The following is a 15,405-nucleotide window of genomic DNA, read 5'->3' on the forward strand; positions in this document are numbered from 1 at the left end:
CAAATTATGGGGAAATTACACGTGCCAAACGCCGTCGCAGCTTGTCTGCTTCGCAGTATATTCGTTACCGGCTGCAACATATACCCGCTTTACTGCGTTTTATAACATTTGTTTTATTAGAATCCTCTCACTTTCAACACGAATCTACAATTTGCCATTATAGTAGACCTTAAGTTGTTTAATCATACTGCCTAATTCCCGATCGGGAAACGGGGGAACCACTCTGGGTGAATTGATCTCGACGTTCGGCTCGCTGAACGCCTTGGAGATCATAGGGAACCTTCAACCGAACCCCACAGCTAACCTCGTAGGCACCGGAAGGAGCTCCACCAATTGAAGAAGAAAGTAAGCATGATCCTTGCGGGCCTCGTTCTGCTGCTCGCATTCCAGGCGGGAAGCGTATTCGCAAGCGCTTCCAAGATGGACGGCATTATCGACGACTTAATTGGCACGAGATATTCGTATGGCGGCACATCCGTGAAGGGCTTTGACTGCTCCGGATTCACGGGATACGTATTCGGGAAGATGGGCTTGGACCTCCCGCGCAGATCGGTAGATCAAGCGTCCGTTGGCACCAAGGTAGCGAAGGCTGATCTGCAGCCAGGAGATCTTGTCTTCTTCGACACAAGCGGCCACAACAACGGCGGCATCTCGCATGTTGGCATCTACGTTGGAGACGGCAGCTTCGCTCATGCCTCCACTAGTAAGGGCGTAACAGTCGACAAGCTTGAATCCTCTTACTACAAGTCGCGCTTCGTTACCGCGCGCCGCGTAATGGATGAAGAGACGTTCAAGACGTTCACGCAAGCAACACAATAAGCCATCGTACACAGCGGGCGCCTTCCTAGGGAAGGCGCCCGCTTGGATGCTCCGCAGGAATCTGAAGAAGGCTGCTCTATCGTCCCAGCGATAGAGCAGCCTTCTTGTCTTCCCATTAATTCCGCAGTCTTCGTCCAAGCGCCAGCATCAGCAGCAGGACCATAAGCATCAACACGACTGAGCCTGCCAGGCTCTGAATAGTCGTCCCAACGGGATAGCTGTCCATCAGCCAGCCCGTTAGCCGGGGCAGCAGGGCTCCGCCCAAGCCGCCCAGCGCCACCAGCAAGCTCGTCGTTCGCTCCGTCATGCCAGGAAGCAAGCCATTCGCATACACGAGCGCAATGCCGAATATGCCGGAGAAGCATAAGCCGATCAATCCAATTAAGATGAGAGCCATCCCCTCCGTTGCCGATACCGCCAAGCCTCCGAAGGCCAGGGTCGCCCCAGCAGTGAACAGCGCCAGATAACGGCCATGCCCTATCCGATCGGCCAGCACTCCCGCGAACAATCGCCCCAGCACGACCGACCCCCAGAACAAGCTCAGCGCCGCGGCGGCCGAAGCCTCCTCCATGCCCATACGCTCGATTAGGATAGAGGGAAGGTAATTCGAGAAGCTCATCTCCACACCGACGTATACCAGGAAGAAGAGCGCGCTCATGATAAGGAACGGCAGCGAACGCGACGAATAGCCCAGCCAGCCTCTGGCGTGAACGGGAGCCAGGGACGTCCTCGCGTCGGAGGGAGAAGCCGCCTTCTTACCCTCCGCCTCGGCTGACGCCGCTGTCCACCTCATACCCAAGCTGTCCTCCAGAGCGCCGAAGGACATCGTCAGCCATAGCACGAAAGTGATGCCGGCCATGGCCGATAGGATCGGGAAGGACAGCTGCCATATATGGAGCTGAATCAAATAAGCAGCCGTGAGCGGAATGACAAGCGCTCCCAAGCCGAAGAATGTCTCCAGCCGGCTCATCGCCGACGCTTTGCCCTTCACCAGATCAATGACGGCGGCTCCCACAATCGCCTCGGTCATGCCGAAGCCGATACCTGCAAGCGGCGCAAATGCCAGCATCCAGCCCCAAGGGAGCAGCAGGCTGTAAGCCGCTTCGGCGATGGTCAGCAGCCCAAGTCCAATCAAGACCGCCGTACGCTTGCCTACTCGCGCCGTCAAGGAGGGAGCAAGCAGCACCCCCGCCAGAAAGCCGAGGAATTGGTTCATAATCCATTGCCCGCCGTCCCTGTACGTCAGGCCATAATAGTCGATGAGCTGCTCCAGAACGGCTCCGCCAACGACATGCGCGATGCCGATGACCAGATAGGACAAGCAGCCCAGCCACATTAGCTTTTTCATTACCGTATGTTCTCCTTGTTCCTCCACGCCTGAACCGACGCTGCTCTGATATAATAGCTGTATGACAAACTCTAATAACCCTTCTCATTATAAACCAGGGGATTGGCAGTTGACCATCGAACCCCTGTCGGAGCTTCATGCGGCCGAGCTGTGCCGCTGGCGATATGAAGCGCCTTACGACGTCTACAACTGGCCAGACTGGACGGACATGAAGAAGGACGGCATCGAATTCGGCGACCCCGTCCTGCGCGTTCAACAATATAGGTCCGTGCTGGATCCAAGCGGAGAGCTCGTTGGCTACGCGCAGCTGTTCCCGCTGGGCGATGTCGTCAGGCTCGGCCTGGGACTGCGCCCCGGCTTATGCGGACGGGGTCTCGGAGAACGCCTTGTCCGTACGATTGCCCAGGAAGCGCTGCGAAGCTCGCACGGCGCCCAGATTGATCTCGAGGTGTTCGTCTGGAACAGCCGCGCGATCCGGGCCTATGAGAAGGCTGGCTTCCGGATCGAGGATACCTATATGCGGCCTGTGAAGGGCGCCGAGCAGGAATGCCATTGCATGGTCTACTACCCGTAGCCGAACGTCTTGCCGCTGCTTTGGCGACTGCTCGTATCCTGAATATCCGCGAGCAGAATATGTCCAGGGCGAGCCATGATAAGCACCGTGCGCACCCATTCCCTTGTGTCGAGATCCGCGTACGATTTGGACACAATGGATCTGCGGCGTTCATGCAGCTGCGCAACATTGGGCACAAAATATGGCCTCCAGCTCCAATTCGCATCCCGGAACCGATCATCGCGGCGCCATGCCCCCAGACCTCCTCGTATGTAGTTGGCTGACAGCTGGATGCCTTCCTCATTGCATAAGTAGACGCGGATACACCGCTCGTGCAGCCTCGGCAGCAGCTGTGCGATCCAGAGGTCTGGGTCGGCCCCGTCCTCAAGCGGGCGAACGGAGGCCAGCAGCTGCTCCACCAGCAGCTCCGCCTGGCTGTGCCAGAGCTTCTCCGATACCGCGTATTGCTTCATATATTGCTTAAGCTCATTCTCGATGATGGAGGAGAATCGCTTCGGCTCCTGGAAATTCGCTTCCGCCTTGGCGAAGAAGAAGCCCTGCACGTAACGAGCGCCGGAGCCGATCGCCCGCTCCAGATCATCTCTTGTCTCTACCCCTTCGAACAGCAGCGAGGCGCCAATCTGCTCCGCCAAATCCGAGAAGGAGCGCAGCACGCCGAAGTAGCCGTTATGGGTGGCGCTTCTCTTCACCATATGCACATCAATCTTCAACAAATTCGGCTGAAGCTGCGCGATCCGGTCCATGTTGCTGAAGCCGCTCCCCACATCGTCAATGGCAATCAGGCAGCCCTTCTTGCGATACCGATCCACGACGAGGCGGAGCACCTCCATAGAGCCGCCGAAGCTCTCCTCGGTAATTTCAATGACAATGTGCCGGGGATCGACTCCAAGCCTCTCCAGCAGCGTCAGCGTATATAGCTCGCCCGACTCGCCGGTGTTGTATATCCAGCCAGGCTTCAAATTGATAAATAATAAAGGAGGGTCCTCCTCCTGCCCCAATCTAGCGATAGCCTGCTCCCGGATGATACGGTCGACTGTCAAATGATCGTCGGAAGGGATGGACGGATTGCCGAAGAACGGCCCGAGACTGCGTACGGTACCCTCGCCCACCGCTCTGGCCAGCACCTCGTAGCCGATAATTCGCCCCGTATCAAGAGCGATAATGGGCTGATAATACGGAGTCAGCATCTCGTTGTTCAGCCCTAGCGACAGGGGCAGCGGTTCGTGGATTGGAAAGACTGACATAGGAGCCCTCCTAAAAGTGTCACGTGCGTGTCAATAAATCTACCATTATTTTGTTCTCTCATTGTACTGGAGGGCATGCATCTTGTAAAGATTCGACATGATTCGCACGTTTTTGCCGCCAAACGAGCTAGGAGCATCAGGGGCACGAATTGCCGCTAATGCTCCCACCCCGCTTGCTGCTAGATCAGCCGGACGATCTGAATAACGTTGTCCCCCTGGGACACCTCAATGACATGATGCTTGCTGTTATAGATGACAACGCCGCTGCCCACTCCGATCTCGGACTGCTCGCCGAGCCCGTAGAACACATCGTCCGCGAGCGCCTCCATCACCTCTCGGCGATCCTCCTCGCCCAGCACGGCCCACTCCTCCTGCTCCATCTCAAAAAACGTATAGCTGCCGTCAATTTGGCCGACAGCCTCCGTCAGCTCCTTCAAAATATCAGCATATTCCCTCGCATGGCGCACTCCCATTATCCATACCACTCCTTCTCATGATGAAAAGTGTACTTTTTGAACCGTCACTATAATCTCAGAATACCCTTTTGACGATATAAATAGAAGTAGTCAACGCTGAAAGGTCTCGGGGCGCTCCACTGGCGCGGACTTTTCCATCAAGAAATAATAGAAATCAAACATACTGGACGGGGTGCATGATGAAAAATTCAACGGTTATTGGTATCATAGTTGGTCTTGTCGCGATACTTGGCGGGATGGTGCTGAAGGGCGCGCATCTATCCTCACTGCTTAATCCCGCTGCCTATATGATCATTCTGGTGGGTACCTCCGCCTCTATTCTAATCGCATTCCCCATGTCCGAGCTGAGCAAGCTCGGCAAGCTGTTCAAGATCGTATTCTCCGAGCCCAAGCTGCCGTCCCGCGAGGATCTGATCGTCCGATTTATGGAGTGGGCTTCCATCACACGCCGCGAAGGGCTGCTCGCTCTGGAAGCGAAGGTCGACGAGATCGAAGACGATTTCCTCCGCAACGGCATGCGTATGATTATTGACGGCAACGACCAGGACCTTGTCCGCGATGTGCTGCTTGAGGATATTTCAGCCACGGAGGAACGCCACAAGGCTGGCGCGCTGATCTTCACGCAGGCAGGCACTTACGCTCCGACGCTGGGCGTACTGGGGGCCGTTGTCGGCCTCGTGGCCGCCCTGGCCGATATGAGCGACATGGGCAAGCTCGCTCACGCTATCGCGGGCGCGTTCATCGCGACTCTGCTCGGTATCTTCACAGGTTATGTCCTGTGGCATCCCATCGCCAACAAGCTGAAGCGTATCTCCAAGCGCGAGATTCAAATCCGCTTAATGATGCTCGAGGGCCTGCTATCCATCCAATCGGGTGTCTCGACCATCGCGATCCACCAGAAGCTGTCCGTCTTCCTGACGCCAACTGAACGGAGGAAGATGGCCGAGAAGGAGGGCGCAGCCGATGAGCAAAAAGCATAAGCATGACGACCACGAAGAGCATGTAGACGAATCGTGGCTGATTCCTTACGCCGACCTGCTCACCTTGCTCCTGGCGCTGTTCATCGTGTTATACGCCATGAACACTGTCGATATCAAGAAGTTTGAACAGATGTCCCAGGCATTCAGCGTCGCCTTCAACAACAGCGGCGCGGGTATCCTTGATTTTCCCGCGATCATCCAGGAGGGCTCAGACCCCAAGAAGAACGATCAGAACGCCGACGACAAAGACAAGTCCGAAGCCAACAAGCAGCCGGAGGACAATACCAACAAGGCTGCGGTCTCCCAGGAGGAGGCCGATCTGCAGGAGCTGATCAAGCGGGAGCAGGCGGAGCTTGAGGATCTGAAGAAGAAGATCGACGCTTATATCGAGAAGGAAGGGCTGACCTCGGATCTTGAGACGAAGCTCAACATGTCGCAGCTCCTCATTACCATTAGCGACAATGCGCTGTTCTCGCCGGGACAAGCTACAGTGAAGCAGGAGTCCAGGGCGCTTGCTGTTGCGATCGCCAAGATGCTGCAGGAATATCCCAATTATAAGATCATCGTCGCCGGCCATACGGACAACACACCTGTTGGCCGCTCCGAATTCCGCTCCAACTGGGATTTGAGCACGATGCGCGCGGTCCGGTTCCTGGATATTATGCTGGAGAGCAGCAAGCTTGATCCGAAGCGCTTCAGCGCCGTAGGGTACGGCGAGTTCCATCCAGTCGCAGACAATGACACGACCGCCGGCAAAGCCAAAAACCGCCGCGTCGAGGTATCCATACTGCATACGTACGTTGACGCTATGAACCTGCAGCAGGTGCAGGTCAAGCAATAGAGCCCTCGTTGCCATCATGCCAGTAGGCATAGGGGGAGCAAAGGGAAGAGCCGCCAGCTGATAGCCGGCGGCTCTTCCTTTTGCTCCCCCTAGGAGCGAGGCTCATATTGCAGCATGGCGAACAGCTCGCGGCGCTCGCCCTCCGTTAGATCGCGCCACTTCCCAACAGGCAGCTCGTCCAAACGAATGTTCATAATGCGGACGCGCTTCAGCCTTCGCACATGATAGCCGAACGCCTCGCACATTCTGCGAATTTGCCGATTGCGGCCCTCCGTCAGCACAATCCGGAAGGTCCGCTCCGATACCCGCGTTACCTTGCATGGCAGCGTCAGGCTGCCCAGCACCTTAACGCCCTCGGACATCCCCTTCACGAACGCCTCGTTAATCGGCCGATCGACCGTGACGATGTACTCCTTCTCGTGCTTGCCCTCAGAGCGCAGAATAGGATTCACCACATCGCCGTCATTCGTCATCAGAATCAGCCCTTCCGAATCCTTGTCCAGCCGTCCAATGGGGAATATACGTTCCTTGTGCCCTACGAAATCGACAATGTTCCCTCGGATATGACGCTCCGTTGTGCTTGTGATGCCTACCGGCTTGTTAAGCGCGATATAGACATGGCGCTTGTGCTCGCCGATTCGCTGCCCGCGAACGCGAACGTCGTCGCCCTGCTCCGCCTGGCTGCCTAGCTCGGCCACTACGCCGTTAATGGTCACCTGGCCGCTCTCCACAAGCTTGTCCGCCTCGCGCCTGGAGCAGTAGCCCGTCTCGCTAATAAATTTATTGATCCTCACAGCTGATTCACCTCATTGTAGCGTATCCTACACTATGACAGCGAATTGCGCAACCGCTTGGCCAGACTGGCAATTTCGCCGGATGGAATGATGAGGGGCAACGTATCCCGCGAGGCTGCGGCAGCCGCCATCGCCTCTGCAATCTGCCGCGCCGGATTCGGCTTGTATGGGCTCATGGGGCCAGCGAACAGAAAGGGCAGCCCCTTGGCCACCTTAGCAGCCAGCTGCTCGCCGAAGCGAAACTCCTCCCGGTCTCCTATAATGAGCGACGGTCGAATAAGATGCAGGCGCTTCAGCGGCAAGGCCTGCAGCTCACGCTCCAGCCTGCCCTTCACCCGGCTGTAGTAGAATACTGATTTTTCGTCGGAGCCCATAGCGGTAATGACCAGCAGGCACTCCGCTCCGCCACGGGCCGCCAGCCGGCCAAGCTCAAGCGGATAGACGTAGTCCACCAGCTCGAACTGCGCCTTGGAGCCCGCCTTCTTCATCGTCGTACCCAGCGCGCAGTAGACATCCGCCCCCTGCACCATCTCGGGCGGCAGCGCGCCCAGCTCATTGTAGTCGATCACCAGCTGCTCCAGCCGGGGATGAGCAAGATTCATCCTTCTTCTGACAAGCACAGTCACCTTGCTGTAATACGGACGTCCTAACAGCAGCTTCACCAGCTCGCTGCCGACCAGCCCGGTCGCTCCCGCAATAACGGCTCTCCTCTCCAAGCCAGCTCCCCCTCTATGATCTCTATCGTTCCATGAACTATGCCTCCAATGGCGTCTGCTCCTCGTCCATCTTCAATGCCGGAAGCGTCAGCTTCACCGAGGTTCCGACGTTCACCTGACTCTGAATATCCATTGTACCCTGATGGCTGTTGACAATACGCTGGCTGACCATAATGCCGAGGCCAGTGCCCGTCTCCTTGGCCGTGAAGAACGGATCGCCGATCTTCGAGATCATCTCCTCCGGAATGCCCACGCCTTCATCCGTAATGGAGATCGCGATGCTGCTGCTTTTCCTCTGAATGGAGATATGGATCGGACCGCCGCCCGGCATCGCCTCAATGGCGTTCTTGAGCAGATTGATAAACACCTGCTTCAGCTGGTTCTCCTCGCAGCTGATGAAGCAAGGCTCCTCCGTCATGACCGTGCGGAATTCAATGTTGTGCAGATGCGCTTCGCTGTTCAGGAACTGCAGCACATCCTGCAGCACATCCCGGACATCCTTGGCGACGAACTTGGTCGCTTGCGGCTTCGCGAGGATCAGAAATTCCCCTACAATAAGATTGATCCGGTCCAGCTCGGACAGCATAAGCGAGACATGAGACACATTCAGCTTCTTGCTCTGCAGCTGCAGTTGGAGGAAGCCCCGCAGCGTCGTCAGCGGATTGCGGATTTCATGCGCAACCCCCGCCGCGAGCTGGCCGACTGTCGTCAGCTTCTCCGAACGCCGGAGCAGCTCCTCCATCCGGTTGCGGCTGCGCATATCCCGGCAGATGCTGGCGAATGCGCGGATAGAGCCGTCAGAATCACGGATGGGCGACAGCGTGACGCTGACCGGGATCGTCTCCCCTGTCTTGGTCACGCGGACCGTCTCCTGCGCCGGCAGATTCTTGCCCGCCAGCAGCAAGCCGATCATCTGGCGGTTCTCCATCCGGTGCGTATCGGGAACGGTGGGATATCTCATCCCCAGCACCTCCGCCTCCTCATACCCGAACAGCCCCTCGAACGCTTGGTTTACCTGCACAACCTTGCCGTCCAGATCCATCAAGTGAATCGCGTCGTTGGAGTGGTTAATAAAGGATTCCAGATGCTCCTTCATGCGGCGGTTCTCCTCGAACGCCTTCCTCAGCTTGTTCATATAGATGCTTAAATTTTGCGACATCGCGTTAATCTTGAGCGCGAGCAGACCGAATTCATCCTTCCGCTTAATCTGAATCGGCTTGTGGAAGCGAACCGACGACACCTCGTTGACCTTCCACAGTATATCCTTGAGCGGCCTGATGACATACCCGACAAACCAATAGATGACGATCAGCATGATAAGCAGAAATATGCCGGTATAAAGCAGCGTATAATCCCTCTTCATGCCGACAAGCGCCCACAGCATGCTGCGGTCGTACACAACGCTGATGACATAATCCCCAAGCCGATCACTGGTATAATAGCTGCGCAAATAATCGACCCCGTCTATCTCCACGATACGGAGAACGAATTCGCCGGGAGCAGAGGCTTGCACATAGGTCAGATCGTTGCTAGCATCAGTATAGGTGTACGTACCGTAATGCACGTTAAGCGTGTTCTTCCGGAAGACGGATACTTCCTTGATGGAGCTGCTCACGACCCTCAGCGTATCGAAGAGAAATTCTGGAGTCGTCGCGTCCCCATCAGCGTCGGAGCCTCCTGCCGCTTCAAAGGCGTCAATAAACTCTGCCGTCTGCACGGAATGATGCTCCATCGACGCTTTGTTATAATCCTTGATGCCGTTCACCATCGAATATTCGCTTAGCAGATGGTATAGAATGACAACAGCAAACAATACGAGCGATATGGCCATACACAGCTTGGTCTTAATCGACAATGAACGACACATCCTTTGGCGTGATGATCGAAAAGACATAGCACTTATTATCTATTCACACTTCATTCACACTGTCAACAGAACTTATGCACAGCGGTGTATAAGTTGTGAGTAATTATGTGCACAAGACATCTTTTATCCACAATTTTATTCACAGTATGTTAACATCGGAATAAATGTTCGTTGTATAAGATTTGATGAAGCAAGGAGTCTGACTGGCTATGAAAAGAGAAGAAGAAGACCGTCGCTGGATGCTGGAAGCCATCGCCGAAGCCGAGAAAGCGGAAAGCATCGGCGAGGTCCCGATTGGCGCCGTCATCGTACGGAACAACGAGATAATCGGGCGCGGCCACAACCTCCGCGAAACGAAGCTGGACCCTACCGCTCACGCTGAGCTGGTCGCCATTCGGGACGCCTGCGAGCGAATAGAAGCCTGGCGCCTGCTGGAGTGCACGCTCTACGTCACGCTGGAGCCTTGTCCCATGTGCGCGGGAGCGATTGTGCAATCCCGGGTGAAGCGTGTCGTGTACGGCACGCATGATCCCAAGGCCGGTTGCGCAGGCACACTCATGAATCTACTACAAGAGCCCCGTTTCAATCACGAAACGGAGCTCACAAGCGGCGTCCTGCAGACAGAATGCGCATTGCTGCTCACTCGATTCTTTCGTCGGCTGCGTAAGAAATAATGTATTAAGATTTGTCGCGATGCGCGGATAGTTCAAATTCGGTGCGTTGAATTTGCTGCAGAGCAACAATAAGCTGATCGGCTTCCTCGCTGATTGCTAGTACGGCCGGATCGGTCAGGCTGCCTCGCGCTTCGGCCATTTCATGCAGCCTCTGTCGAAGCGATTGCAACTGTCTAAGCAGGTGTTTTTTTTCCATGGTCGCTTCGAGGCACACTCCCTTATCTAGTAATCATGCGGTAATAGTACCATTATACTCGTTGCCACCCGAAGTGTTTGTAAAACGGTGTCGACGGATGGATACTATTTTTTGGCATCATTCGACAATTCAGGGATAAGCACCCCTTTTACTGGGTCTTGGGCACTATGTGGCGCAGCCATATGTATAGAGGTCTATTCATATAATTGTAATATAAGATACGATAAAGTAAAATGAATGCCATACCTCAACGAAACGGCGGGAGGCGGAAAAATGCGCCACAAGGCAGTTATTCTTGGGTGTAATTATTATATTGGCTTAAGCGTGATTCGTTGCTTGGGCATGCGCGGCATACATACGGTCGCCGTTGATTACGCAGAGCAAGGCGCTTACGGCGCGCTGTCGAAATATACGTCGGAGCGCTTGATTGCTCCTCATTATAAAGAAGAGAAGGAAGCGTTCATCGCGTTCCTGAAGGATTACGGGAGCAAGCAGGAGGCGCCGCCGGTGCTCTTCCCTTGCCATGACTCCTACGTCGAAGCGATCGACGAGCATCTCACAGAGCTGAGGGAGCTGTATCTGATCCCGCAGACGAAGCAAGGCTTGTACACGGAGGTGATGAACAAGGACTCGCTGCACCTGCTGGCCCGCGAGTATGGGGTTGCGGTGCCGGAGACGCTCCGTCCCGGCGACGAGGATTTCCTGAACCGGGTTGAACGCGAGCTGGGCTATCCCTGTATCGTAAAGCCCACCGACTCGCCAGCCTTTGTCGCCGTCTTCCGGCGCAAGCTCTTCCTTGCGCGGGATCGCGTGGAGCTGCTGGAGGCGATGGAGCAGGCAGCCAACGCGGGGCTGGATGTCATCGTGCAGCGCATCATCCCCGGATTTGATGATCATATGTACACCTACGACGCTTATTTGAATCAGGAATCCAAGGTTACGCACCAGGTGACCTGTCAGAAATATAGACAGTTCCCCATCAACTTCGGCGCATCGGTCTATACGGGCCAGCTCTGCGTGCCGGAGCTGATGGACATTGGCGGTCCCTTCCTGGAGCGCATCGGCTGGAAGGGCTTCGCGGAGATCGAGTTCAAGAAGGATGCGGAGACGGGTGTGTTCTATCTTATTGAAGTGAATGTGCGGACGACCAATTTGAACGAGCTTCTGCGCAAGGTAGGCATTAATTTCCCTTATGTGGCCTACATGGAGCTTGCAGGGTCGCCGGTGGAGCCCTGCACGGTGACGCGGAACACGAACCGTGTCTTCTGGTATGCCTACGAGGACATGCTGGCGGTGAGGGATTATTGGCGCGAGGGTCAATTAAGCGCAGGCGAGGTGCTGCGGTCTCTGCTGAAGCCCAAGGCGTATGCCATATGGTCTTGGCGCGATCCCAAGCCTGCGCTCGCGTTCGCGTCCATTCTCGCGGGCAAGCTGCGGGGCAAGGCGCGGAGAAGAGCTTATGCGGCATCAGGACAGGAATAGAATGGGAGTGAGGAGCATGCTGCTGGAGGCATTGCTGGAAGGCTTGCAACACCGCGTCCTACAGGGACAGCTTCAGATCGATATAACCGATATCGCATTCGATTCCCGCGAGGTGGTTAAGGGCGGCTTGTTCGTCGCGATCGCCGGCTTCACTGTGGATGGACATCGCTATATAGACAAAGCGGTCCAGCTGGGAGCGGCGGCTGTGCTGGTGGAGCAGGACGTGGAGATCGACGGGGACGTGACCGTAGTGAAGCTGCCGGATACGCGGCAAGCGCTGGCGGAGGTGTCCGCCCGCTTCTACGGCAAGCCTTCCGAGAAGCTGGACCTGATCGGCATTACGGGAACTAACGGCAAGACGTCCACGACTTATTTTATCAAATCGATATTGGAGCAGACAGAAAGCAAGGTAGGTGTGATCGGCACCATCGGGGCGATGGTGGGGCATGAGCCGCTGAGCACCCGATCGACGACGCCGACAACGCCGGAATCGCTGCATCTGCAGCGCATGTTCGCGGACATGGTTCATGCCGGCGTGCGGCATGTTGTGATGGAGGTTTCATCGCATGCGCTAAGCCTGCATCGGGCCGCTGCGACCCGCTTCCAGATCGGCGTCTTCACGAATCTCACTCCGGATCATCTGGAGCTGCATAAGACGATGGAGGAATATTTCCAAGCGAAGGCCATGCTGTTCGATTTGACGCGGGACTTCAACATTATTAACGCCGACAACGACTTTGGCCGCAAGCTGATCGACAAGGTGAAGCATTACCCCGCCAAGCTGGTCACATACGGCATAGATGCGGAGGCGGACGTGCGCGCTGCGGACATACGGCTGGAAGCGGACCGCTCCACGTATATCGCTCGCACCCCGGCGGGCAGCGTGGAGGTCACGGTTCACCTTCCCGGCATGATCTATGTGTACAACAGCCTGGCTGCGCTCGCCTGCGCCTACTGCAGCGGCATCAGCCTGGAGCAAGCGGCTGCGGGCATTCAAGCGGTGAAGAGCATCAAAGGCAGGCTCGAGGTGGCGTATCAGGATGATGAGCGGAAGATCGTGATCGACTTCGCTCATACGGAGGACAGTCTGGAGAAGGCGCTGACGACGCTGCGGCCGTTCACGAAGGGCCGTCTGCTGCTCGTATTCGGCGTTTATGCGGCGCCAGGCGCAGCTGGAAGCGGCAAGCGCGAGGCGATGGGCAGAATTGCGGCAGAGCATGCCGACTTCTGTATCGTCACCTCTGACAATCCCAAGGATCAGGACCCGGACGCCATTATCGCCGAGGTGTCAGCAGCCGTGGAAGCGGCTGGAGGGGCCTTCCGAGGCATTGTGGACCGCAGGGAGGCCATTCAGTTCGCAATCGACATAAGCGAGAAGGACGATGTCATTCTTATCGCCGGCAAGGGCCACGAGACGACGCAAGTGATCGGCAAAACGGAAATTCCGTTTAATGAAGCGGAGATTGTAGCCGAGATCATGAGCGCGCGCAATACGAATTTTTCATCAAAGAAGGTTTGACCATGGATCAGAAAAGCTTAGGCGTCATTGGCGGCATGGGTCCCAAAGCGACCGCCGTCTTCTTCGATAAAGTGATCGAGAATACCGCAGCCCAGCGGGATCAGGAGCATGTCGACATGATTATTGTGAATCATGCCACCATACCGGACCGCACCACGGTCATTCTGGAGGGCACGGAGGAGCAATTCCTGCGCGCGGTGTCGCGCGATCTGGCACTGCTCGAGAACGCCGGCGTCGCGCATATCGCGATTCCTTGCAACACCTCCCATTATTTCTACGATCAGATGCAGGCGATGACCACCGTCCCAATCATCCATATGGTCGACGAGACCGTCCGAATCATTCAGGAGCGTTATGGCAGCGGCACGAAAGTCGGCGTGCTGGCGACATCGGGCACGATGAAGAGCGGCGTCTACGCCAGGGCCTGCGACAAATACGGCATGGAGCATTATGCGCCGGATGAAGCTATACAGGCTCAGGTGATGAAGATTATCTACTCCAATGTGAAGAGGGATATGGACTTCTCGCCGGACGAGCTGGAGGCGCTGATCCGCGAGCTCCGGCAGCGTCACGGCTGCGGCTGCGTCATCCTGGCCTGCACCGAGCTGAGCTGCATCGAGCTTGGCCCGGACTATGCGGAGGGCGTCGTGGACGCCATGCAGGTGCTTGTCGAGCGCTCCATCGCGCTGTCCGGGCGGACGGTGAAGGAGCGCGGCTGAGCTCACAAGCAGCATCACGTTCTAATCCCTAAATATGGATACGGAAGCCTGCAGCGGACCGCTGCAGGCTTTGTTGCGATGCCGGGCATGACTCCATCTCTGATCTGTAAGTTTTCTTACAGATCAGAGAGTGCTCCTTATGATACAAAGGTAGAAGATCAAGGAATAGGACCTCCGATTCTAACCCCATGCCTATAGAGCCGCTAGGAGTGAATGCCATCACATGAAGCCAATTAAGCTATACTGGAGAAGCAACTGCGCCCAATGCCAGCGAATGCTGGATTTTTTCGAGGAGAAGGGAATACCGATTGAAGCAATAGACGTTACTTACGATAAGGAGCAATTTGCCGAGATGCTTCGGCTTGGAGGCATTGCCACGCCCCTGCTTGTTATGGGGCAGCAGGTTTTTCATTTTTTTGATAGGAACAAAATTAATCGCGCTCTGGAGGAACTGGTATGAATAAATTATGGTACTTGTCTCAGATTAGCCTGCTCGACGCGCTGCCTATGGAGGATCTGATGGAGATTGACCGGATGGCGCCGATGACCCGAATCGGCAAGGGGGAGCTGATCCAGACGCCGGATACCTTCCGTGAGGGGCTCTACTTCCTCAAGACAGGCAAGCTGAAGCTGTACAAAGTCAACTCGGCGGGGAAGCAATTCATTGTCAGCATTCTTGGCACAGGCAACGTATTCGGAGAGATCGACTCCTTCTCCCTGGGCACTCGCGACACCTTCATTGAGACGATGGAGGAGACCATTCTCTGCTCCCTGGACAAGGAGATGTTCGAGCAATTCCTCATGGAGCGTCCCCAGCTGGCTGTCAAGATGATGAAGGAGCTCAGCGCGCTGCTGCAGGAGCGAGACGCGCAGCTGGCTCAGATGGCGCTTGGCGATGTGCGCAAGAAGGCCCTCCATCTTCTCGTGAAGCTGGGGCAGAAATTCGGCATGGAGGAGGATGGCTTCCATCGGATTGACATGGCGCTCAGCCATCAGGAAATCGCCAGCATGATCGGCTCCACAAGAGAGACGGTTACCATTGCGCTGAATGAGCTGGCTCGACAGCATTTGATTAAGACGGGGCGCATGACCATTCATGTGGATCTGAAGCGCGGGATGGAGCAGCTGGACGTCTAAGGAGAGGAGAATGGACAGG

At 56.0% G+C, this 15,405-nt stretch carries 17 protein-coding genes and 1 riboswitch; of the genes, 10 read left to right on the plus strand and 7 right to left on the minus strand.

Annotated features, from left to right (window positions below; genetic code table 11):
• The first annotated feature begins 178 nt into the window (after window positions 1-178).
• Window positions 179-329: riboswitch (cyclic di-AMP (ydaO/yuaA leader) on the plus strand.
• A gap of 4 nt (window positions 330-333) precedes the next feature.
• Entirely contained in the window at window positions 334-819 is a 486-nt protein-coding gene (locus tag AB1S56_RS23950; RefSeq protein ID WP_340872439.1) for a C40 family peptidase, read from the plus strand.
• A gap of 115 nt (window positions 820-934) precedes the next feature.
• Here AB1S56_RS23950 and AB1S56_RS23955 read toward each other — a convergent pair whose 3' ends face one another.
• A complete protein-coding gene (locus AB1S56_RS23955) occupies window positions 935-2,167 on the minus strand; it encodes an MFS transporter (RefSeq protein WP_340872440.1) in 1,233 nt (410 codons plus the stop codon).
• Window positions 2,168-2,276: 109 nt separating this feature from the next.
• On the opposite strand from AB1S56_RS23955, the gene AB1S56_RS23960 reads away from it, so the two are divergent.
• Entirely contained in the window at window positions 2,277-2,741 is a 465-nt protein-coding gene (locus AB1S56_RS23960; protein ID WP_340872442.1) for a GNAT family N-acetyltransferase, read from the plus strand.
• Here the strand turns inward: AB1S56_RS23960 and AB1S56_RS23965 are convergent.
• Together AB1S56_RS23965 and AB1S56_RS23970 are read right to left on the minus strand one after the other, a co-directional pair.
• Window positions 2,732-3,985 (minus strand): EAL domain-containing protein, encoded by a 1,254-nt coding sequence (locus tag AB1S56_RS23965; RefSeq protein WP_340872443.1) that lies wholly within the window; start codon window positions 3,983-3,985, stop codon window positions 2,732-2,734. The two genes, AB1S56_RS23960 and AB1S56_RS23965, sit on opposite strands and share 10 nt — an antisense overlap.
• 179 nt (window positions 3,986-4,164) lie before the next feature.
• Window positions 4,165-4,458 (minus strand): hypothetical protein, encoded by a 294-nt coding sequence (locus AB1S56_RS23970; protein WP_340872444.1) that lies wholly within the window; start codon window positions 4,456-4,458, stop codon window positions 4,165-4,167.
• Between the two features lie 182 nt (window positions 4,459-4,640).
• Here AB1S56_RS23970 and motA point away from each other — a divergent pair, with 182 nt between their 5' ends.
• A complete protein-coding gene (gene motA / locus AB1S56_RS23975; RefSeq protein ID WP_340872496.1) occupies window positions 4,641-5,441 on the plus strand; it encodes a flagellar motor stator protein MotA in 801 nt (266 codons plus the stop codon).
• On the plus strand, window positions 5,425-6,282 hold the full coding sequence (locus tag AB1S56_RS23980) for a flagellar motor protein MotB (RefSeq protein WP_340872445.1): 858 nt from the start codon (window positions 5,425-5,427) through the stop codon (window positions 6,280-6,282). The genes motA and AB1S56_RS23980 overlap by 17 nt, the downstream gene beginning before the upstream one ends.
• Window positions 6,283-6,371: 89 nt before the next feature.
• Here AB1S56_RS23980 and rluF read toward each other — a convergent pair whose 3' ends face one another.
• From rluF to AB1S56_RS23995, 3 genes are read right to left on the minus strand one after another with little or no spacing between them, the layout of a single operon-like run.
• Window positions 6,372-7,076 carry a 23S rRNA pseudouridine(2604) synthase RluF gene (rluF, locus tag AB1S56_RS23985; protein ID WP_340872447.1) on the minus strand — a complete coding sequence of 235 codons (705 nt, stop codon included), beginning with the start codon at window positions 7,074-7,076 and terminating at the stop codon, window positions 6,372-6,374.
• A 32-nt stretch (window positions 7,077-7,108) separates the two neighbouring features.
• Entirely contained in the window at window positions 7,109-7,792 is a 684-nt protein-coding gene (locus AB1S56_RS23990) for an oxidoreductase (protein ID WP_340872449.1), read from the minus strand.
• Window positions 7,793-7,829: 37 nt separating this feature from the next.
• A complete protein-coding gene (locus tag AB1S56_RS23995) occupies window positions 7,830-9,647 on the minus strand; it encodes a PAS domain S-box protein (RefSeq protein WP_340872450.1) in 1,818 nt (605 codons plus the stop codon).
• Between the two features lie 221 nt (window positions 9,648-9,868).
• Between AB1S56_RS23995 and tadA the strand changes: the two genes are divergently transcribed.
• Window positions 9,869-10,333 carry a tRNA adenosine(34) deaminase TadA gene (gene tadA / locus AB1S56_RS24000; protein WP_340872452.1) on the plus strand — a complete coding sequence of 155 codons (465 nt, stop codon included), beginning with the start codon at window positions 9,869-9,871 and terminating at the stop codon, window positions 10,331-10,333.
• Window positions 10,334-10,337: 4 nt separating this feature from the next.
• On the opposite strand, the gene AB1S56_RS24005 is transcribed toward tadA, so the two are convergent.
• On the minus strand, window positions 10,338-10,529 hold the full coding sequence (locus AB1S56_RS24005; protein WP_340872453.1) for an aspartyl-phosphate phosphatase Spo0E family protein: 192 nt from the start codon (window positions 10,527-10,529) through the stop codon (window positions 10,338-10,340).
• Between the two features lie 273 nt (window positions 10,530-10,802).
• Here AB1S56_RS24005 and AB1S56_RS24010 point away from each other — a divergent pair, with 273 nt between their 5' ends.
• The 5 genes from AB1S56_RS24010 to AB1S56_RS24030 all read left to right on the plus strand — a co-directional run bounded on the left by AB1S56_RS24010 (window position 10,803) and on the right by AB1S56_RS24030 (window position 15,386).
• Window positions 10,803-12,011: a carboxylate--amine ligase gene (locus AB1S56_RS24010; protein WP_340872454.1), complete on the plus strand. Its 1,209-nt coding sequence runs from the start codon at window positions 10,803-10,805 to the stop codon at window positions 12,009-12,011.
• 16 nt (window positions 12,012-12,027) lie between these two features.
• The gene (locus tag AB1S56_RS24015) at window positions 12,028-13,530 is read left to right on the plus strand and encodes a UDP-N-acetylmuramoyl-L-alanyl-D-glutamate--2,6-diaminopimelate ligase (RefSeq protein ID WP_340872455.1); all 1,503 of its coding nucleotides are present in this window, start codon (window positions 12,028-12,030) and stop codon (window positions 13,528-13,530) included.
• 2 nt (window positions 13,531-13,532) lie between these two features.
• The gene (locus AB1S56_RS24020) at window positions 13,533-14,249 is read left to right on the plus strand and encodes an amino acid racemase (RefSeq protein ID WP_340872456.1); all 717 of its coding nucleotides are present in this window, start codon (window positions 13,533-13,535) and stop codon (window positions 14,247-14,249) included.
• 223 nt (window positions 14,250-14,472) lie between these two features.
• Complete coding sequence (locus tag AB1S56_RS24025; protein WP_340872457.1) at window positions 14,473-14,709, plus strand: glutaredoxin domain-containing protein; 237 nt, start codon at window positions 14,473-14,475, stop codon at window positions 14,707-14,709.
• Window positions 14,706-15,386, plus strand: a complete 681-nt coding sequence (locus AB1S56_RS24030; protein WP_340872458.1) for a Crp/Fnr family transcriptional regulator — start codon at window positions 14,706-14,708, stop codon at window positions 15,384-15,386. Before AB1S56_RS24025 ends, AB1S56_RS24030 begins: the two co-directional genes overlap by 4 nt.
• The last annotated feature ends 19 nt before the right edge of the window (window positions 15,387-15,405 follow it).

The organism is Paenibacillus sp. PL2-23, assembly GCF_040834005.1.
In the GTDB taxonomy this organism is placed as follows: domain Bacteria; phylum Bacillota; class Bacilli; order Paenibacillales; family Paenibacillaceae; genus Pristimantibacillus.

Coding starts and splice junctions, on each gene's coding strand:
- AB1S56_RS24020 (WP_340872456.1), top strand. CDS start 13,533: ATGGATCAGAAAAGCTTAGGCGTCATTGGCGGCATGGGTCCCAAAGCG.
- AB1S56_RS24030 (WP_340872458.1), top strand. CDS start 14,706: ATGAATAAATTATGGTACTTGTCTCAGATTAGCCTGCTCGACGCGCTG.
- AB1S56_RS24015 (WP_340872455.1), top strand. CDS start 12,028: ATGCTGCTGGAGGCATTGCTGGAAGGCTTGCAACACCGCGTCCTACAG.
- AB1S56_RS23980 (WP_340872445.1), top strand. CDS start 5,425: ATGAGCAAAAAGCATAAGCATGACGACCACGAAGAGCATGTAGACGAA.
- AB1S56_RS23970 (WP_340872444.1), bottom strand. CDS start 4,458: ATGGGAGTGCGCCATGCGAGGGAATATGCTGATATTTTGAAGGAGCTG.
- motA (WP_340872496.1), top strand. CDS start 4,641: ATGAAAAATTCAACGGTTATTGGTATCATAGTTGGTCTTGTCGCGATA.
- AB1S56_RS23955 (WP_340872440.1), bottom strand. CDS start 2,167: ATGAAAAAGCTAATGTGGCTGGGCTGCTTGTCCTATCTGGTCATCGGC.
- AB1S56_RS24005 (WP_340872453.1), bottom strand. CDS start 10,529: ATGGAAAAAAAACACCTGCTTAGACAGTTGCAATCGCTTCGACAGAGG.
- AB1S56_RS24025 (WP_340872457.1), top strand. CDS start 14,473: ATGAAGCCAATTAAGCTATACTGGAGAAGCAACTGCGCCCAATGCCAG.
- tadA (WP_340872452.1), top strand. CDS start 9,869: ATGAAAAGAGAAGAAGAAGACCGTCGCTGGATGCTGGAAGCCATCGCC.
- AB1S56_RS23965 (WP_340872443.1), bottom strand. CDS start 3,985: ATGTCAGTCTTTCCAATCCACGAACCGCTGCCCCTGTCGCTAGGGCTG.
- AB1S56_RS24010 (WP_340872454.1), top strand. CDS start 10,803: ATGCGCCACAAGGCAGTTATTCTTGGGTGTAATTATTATATTGGCTTA.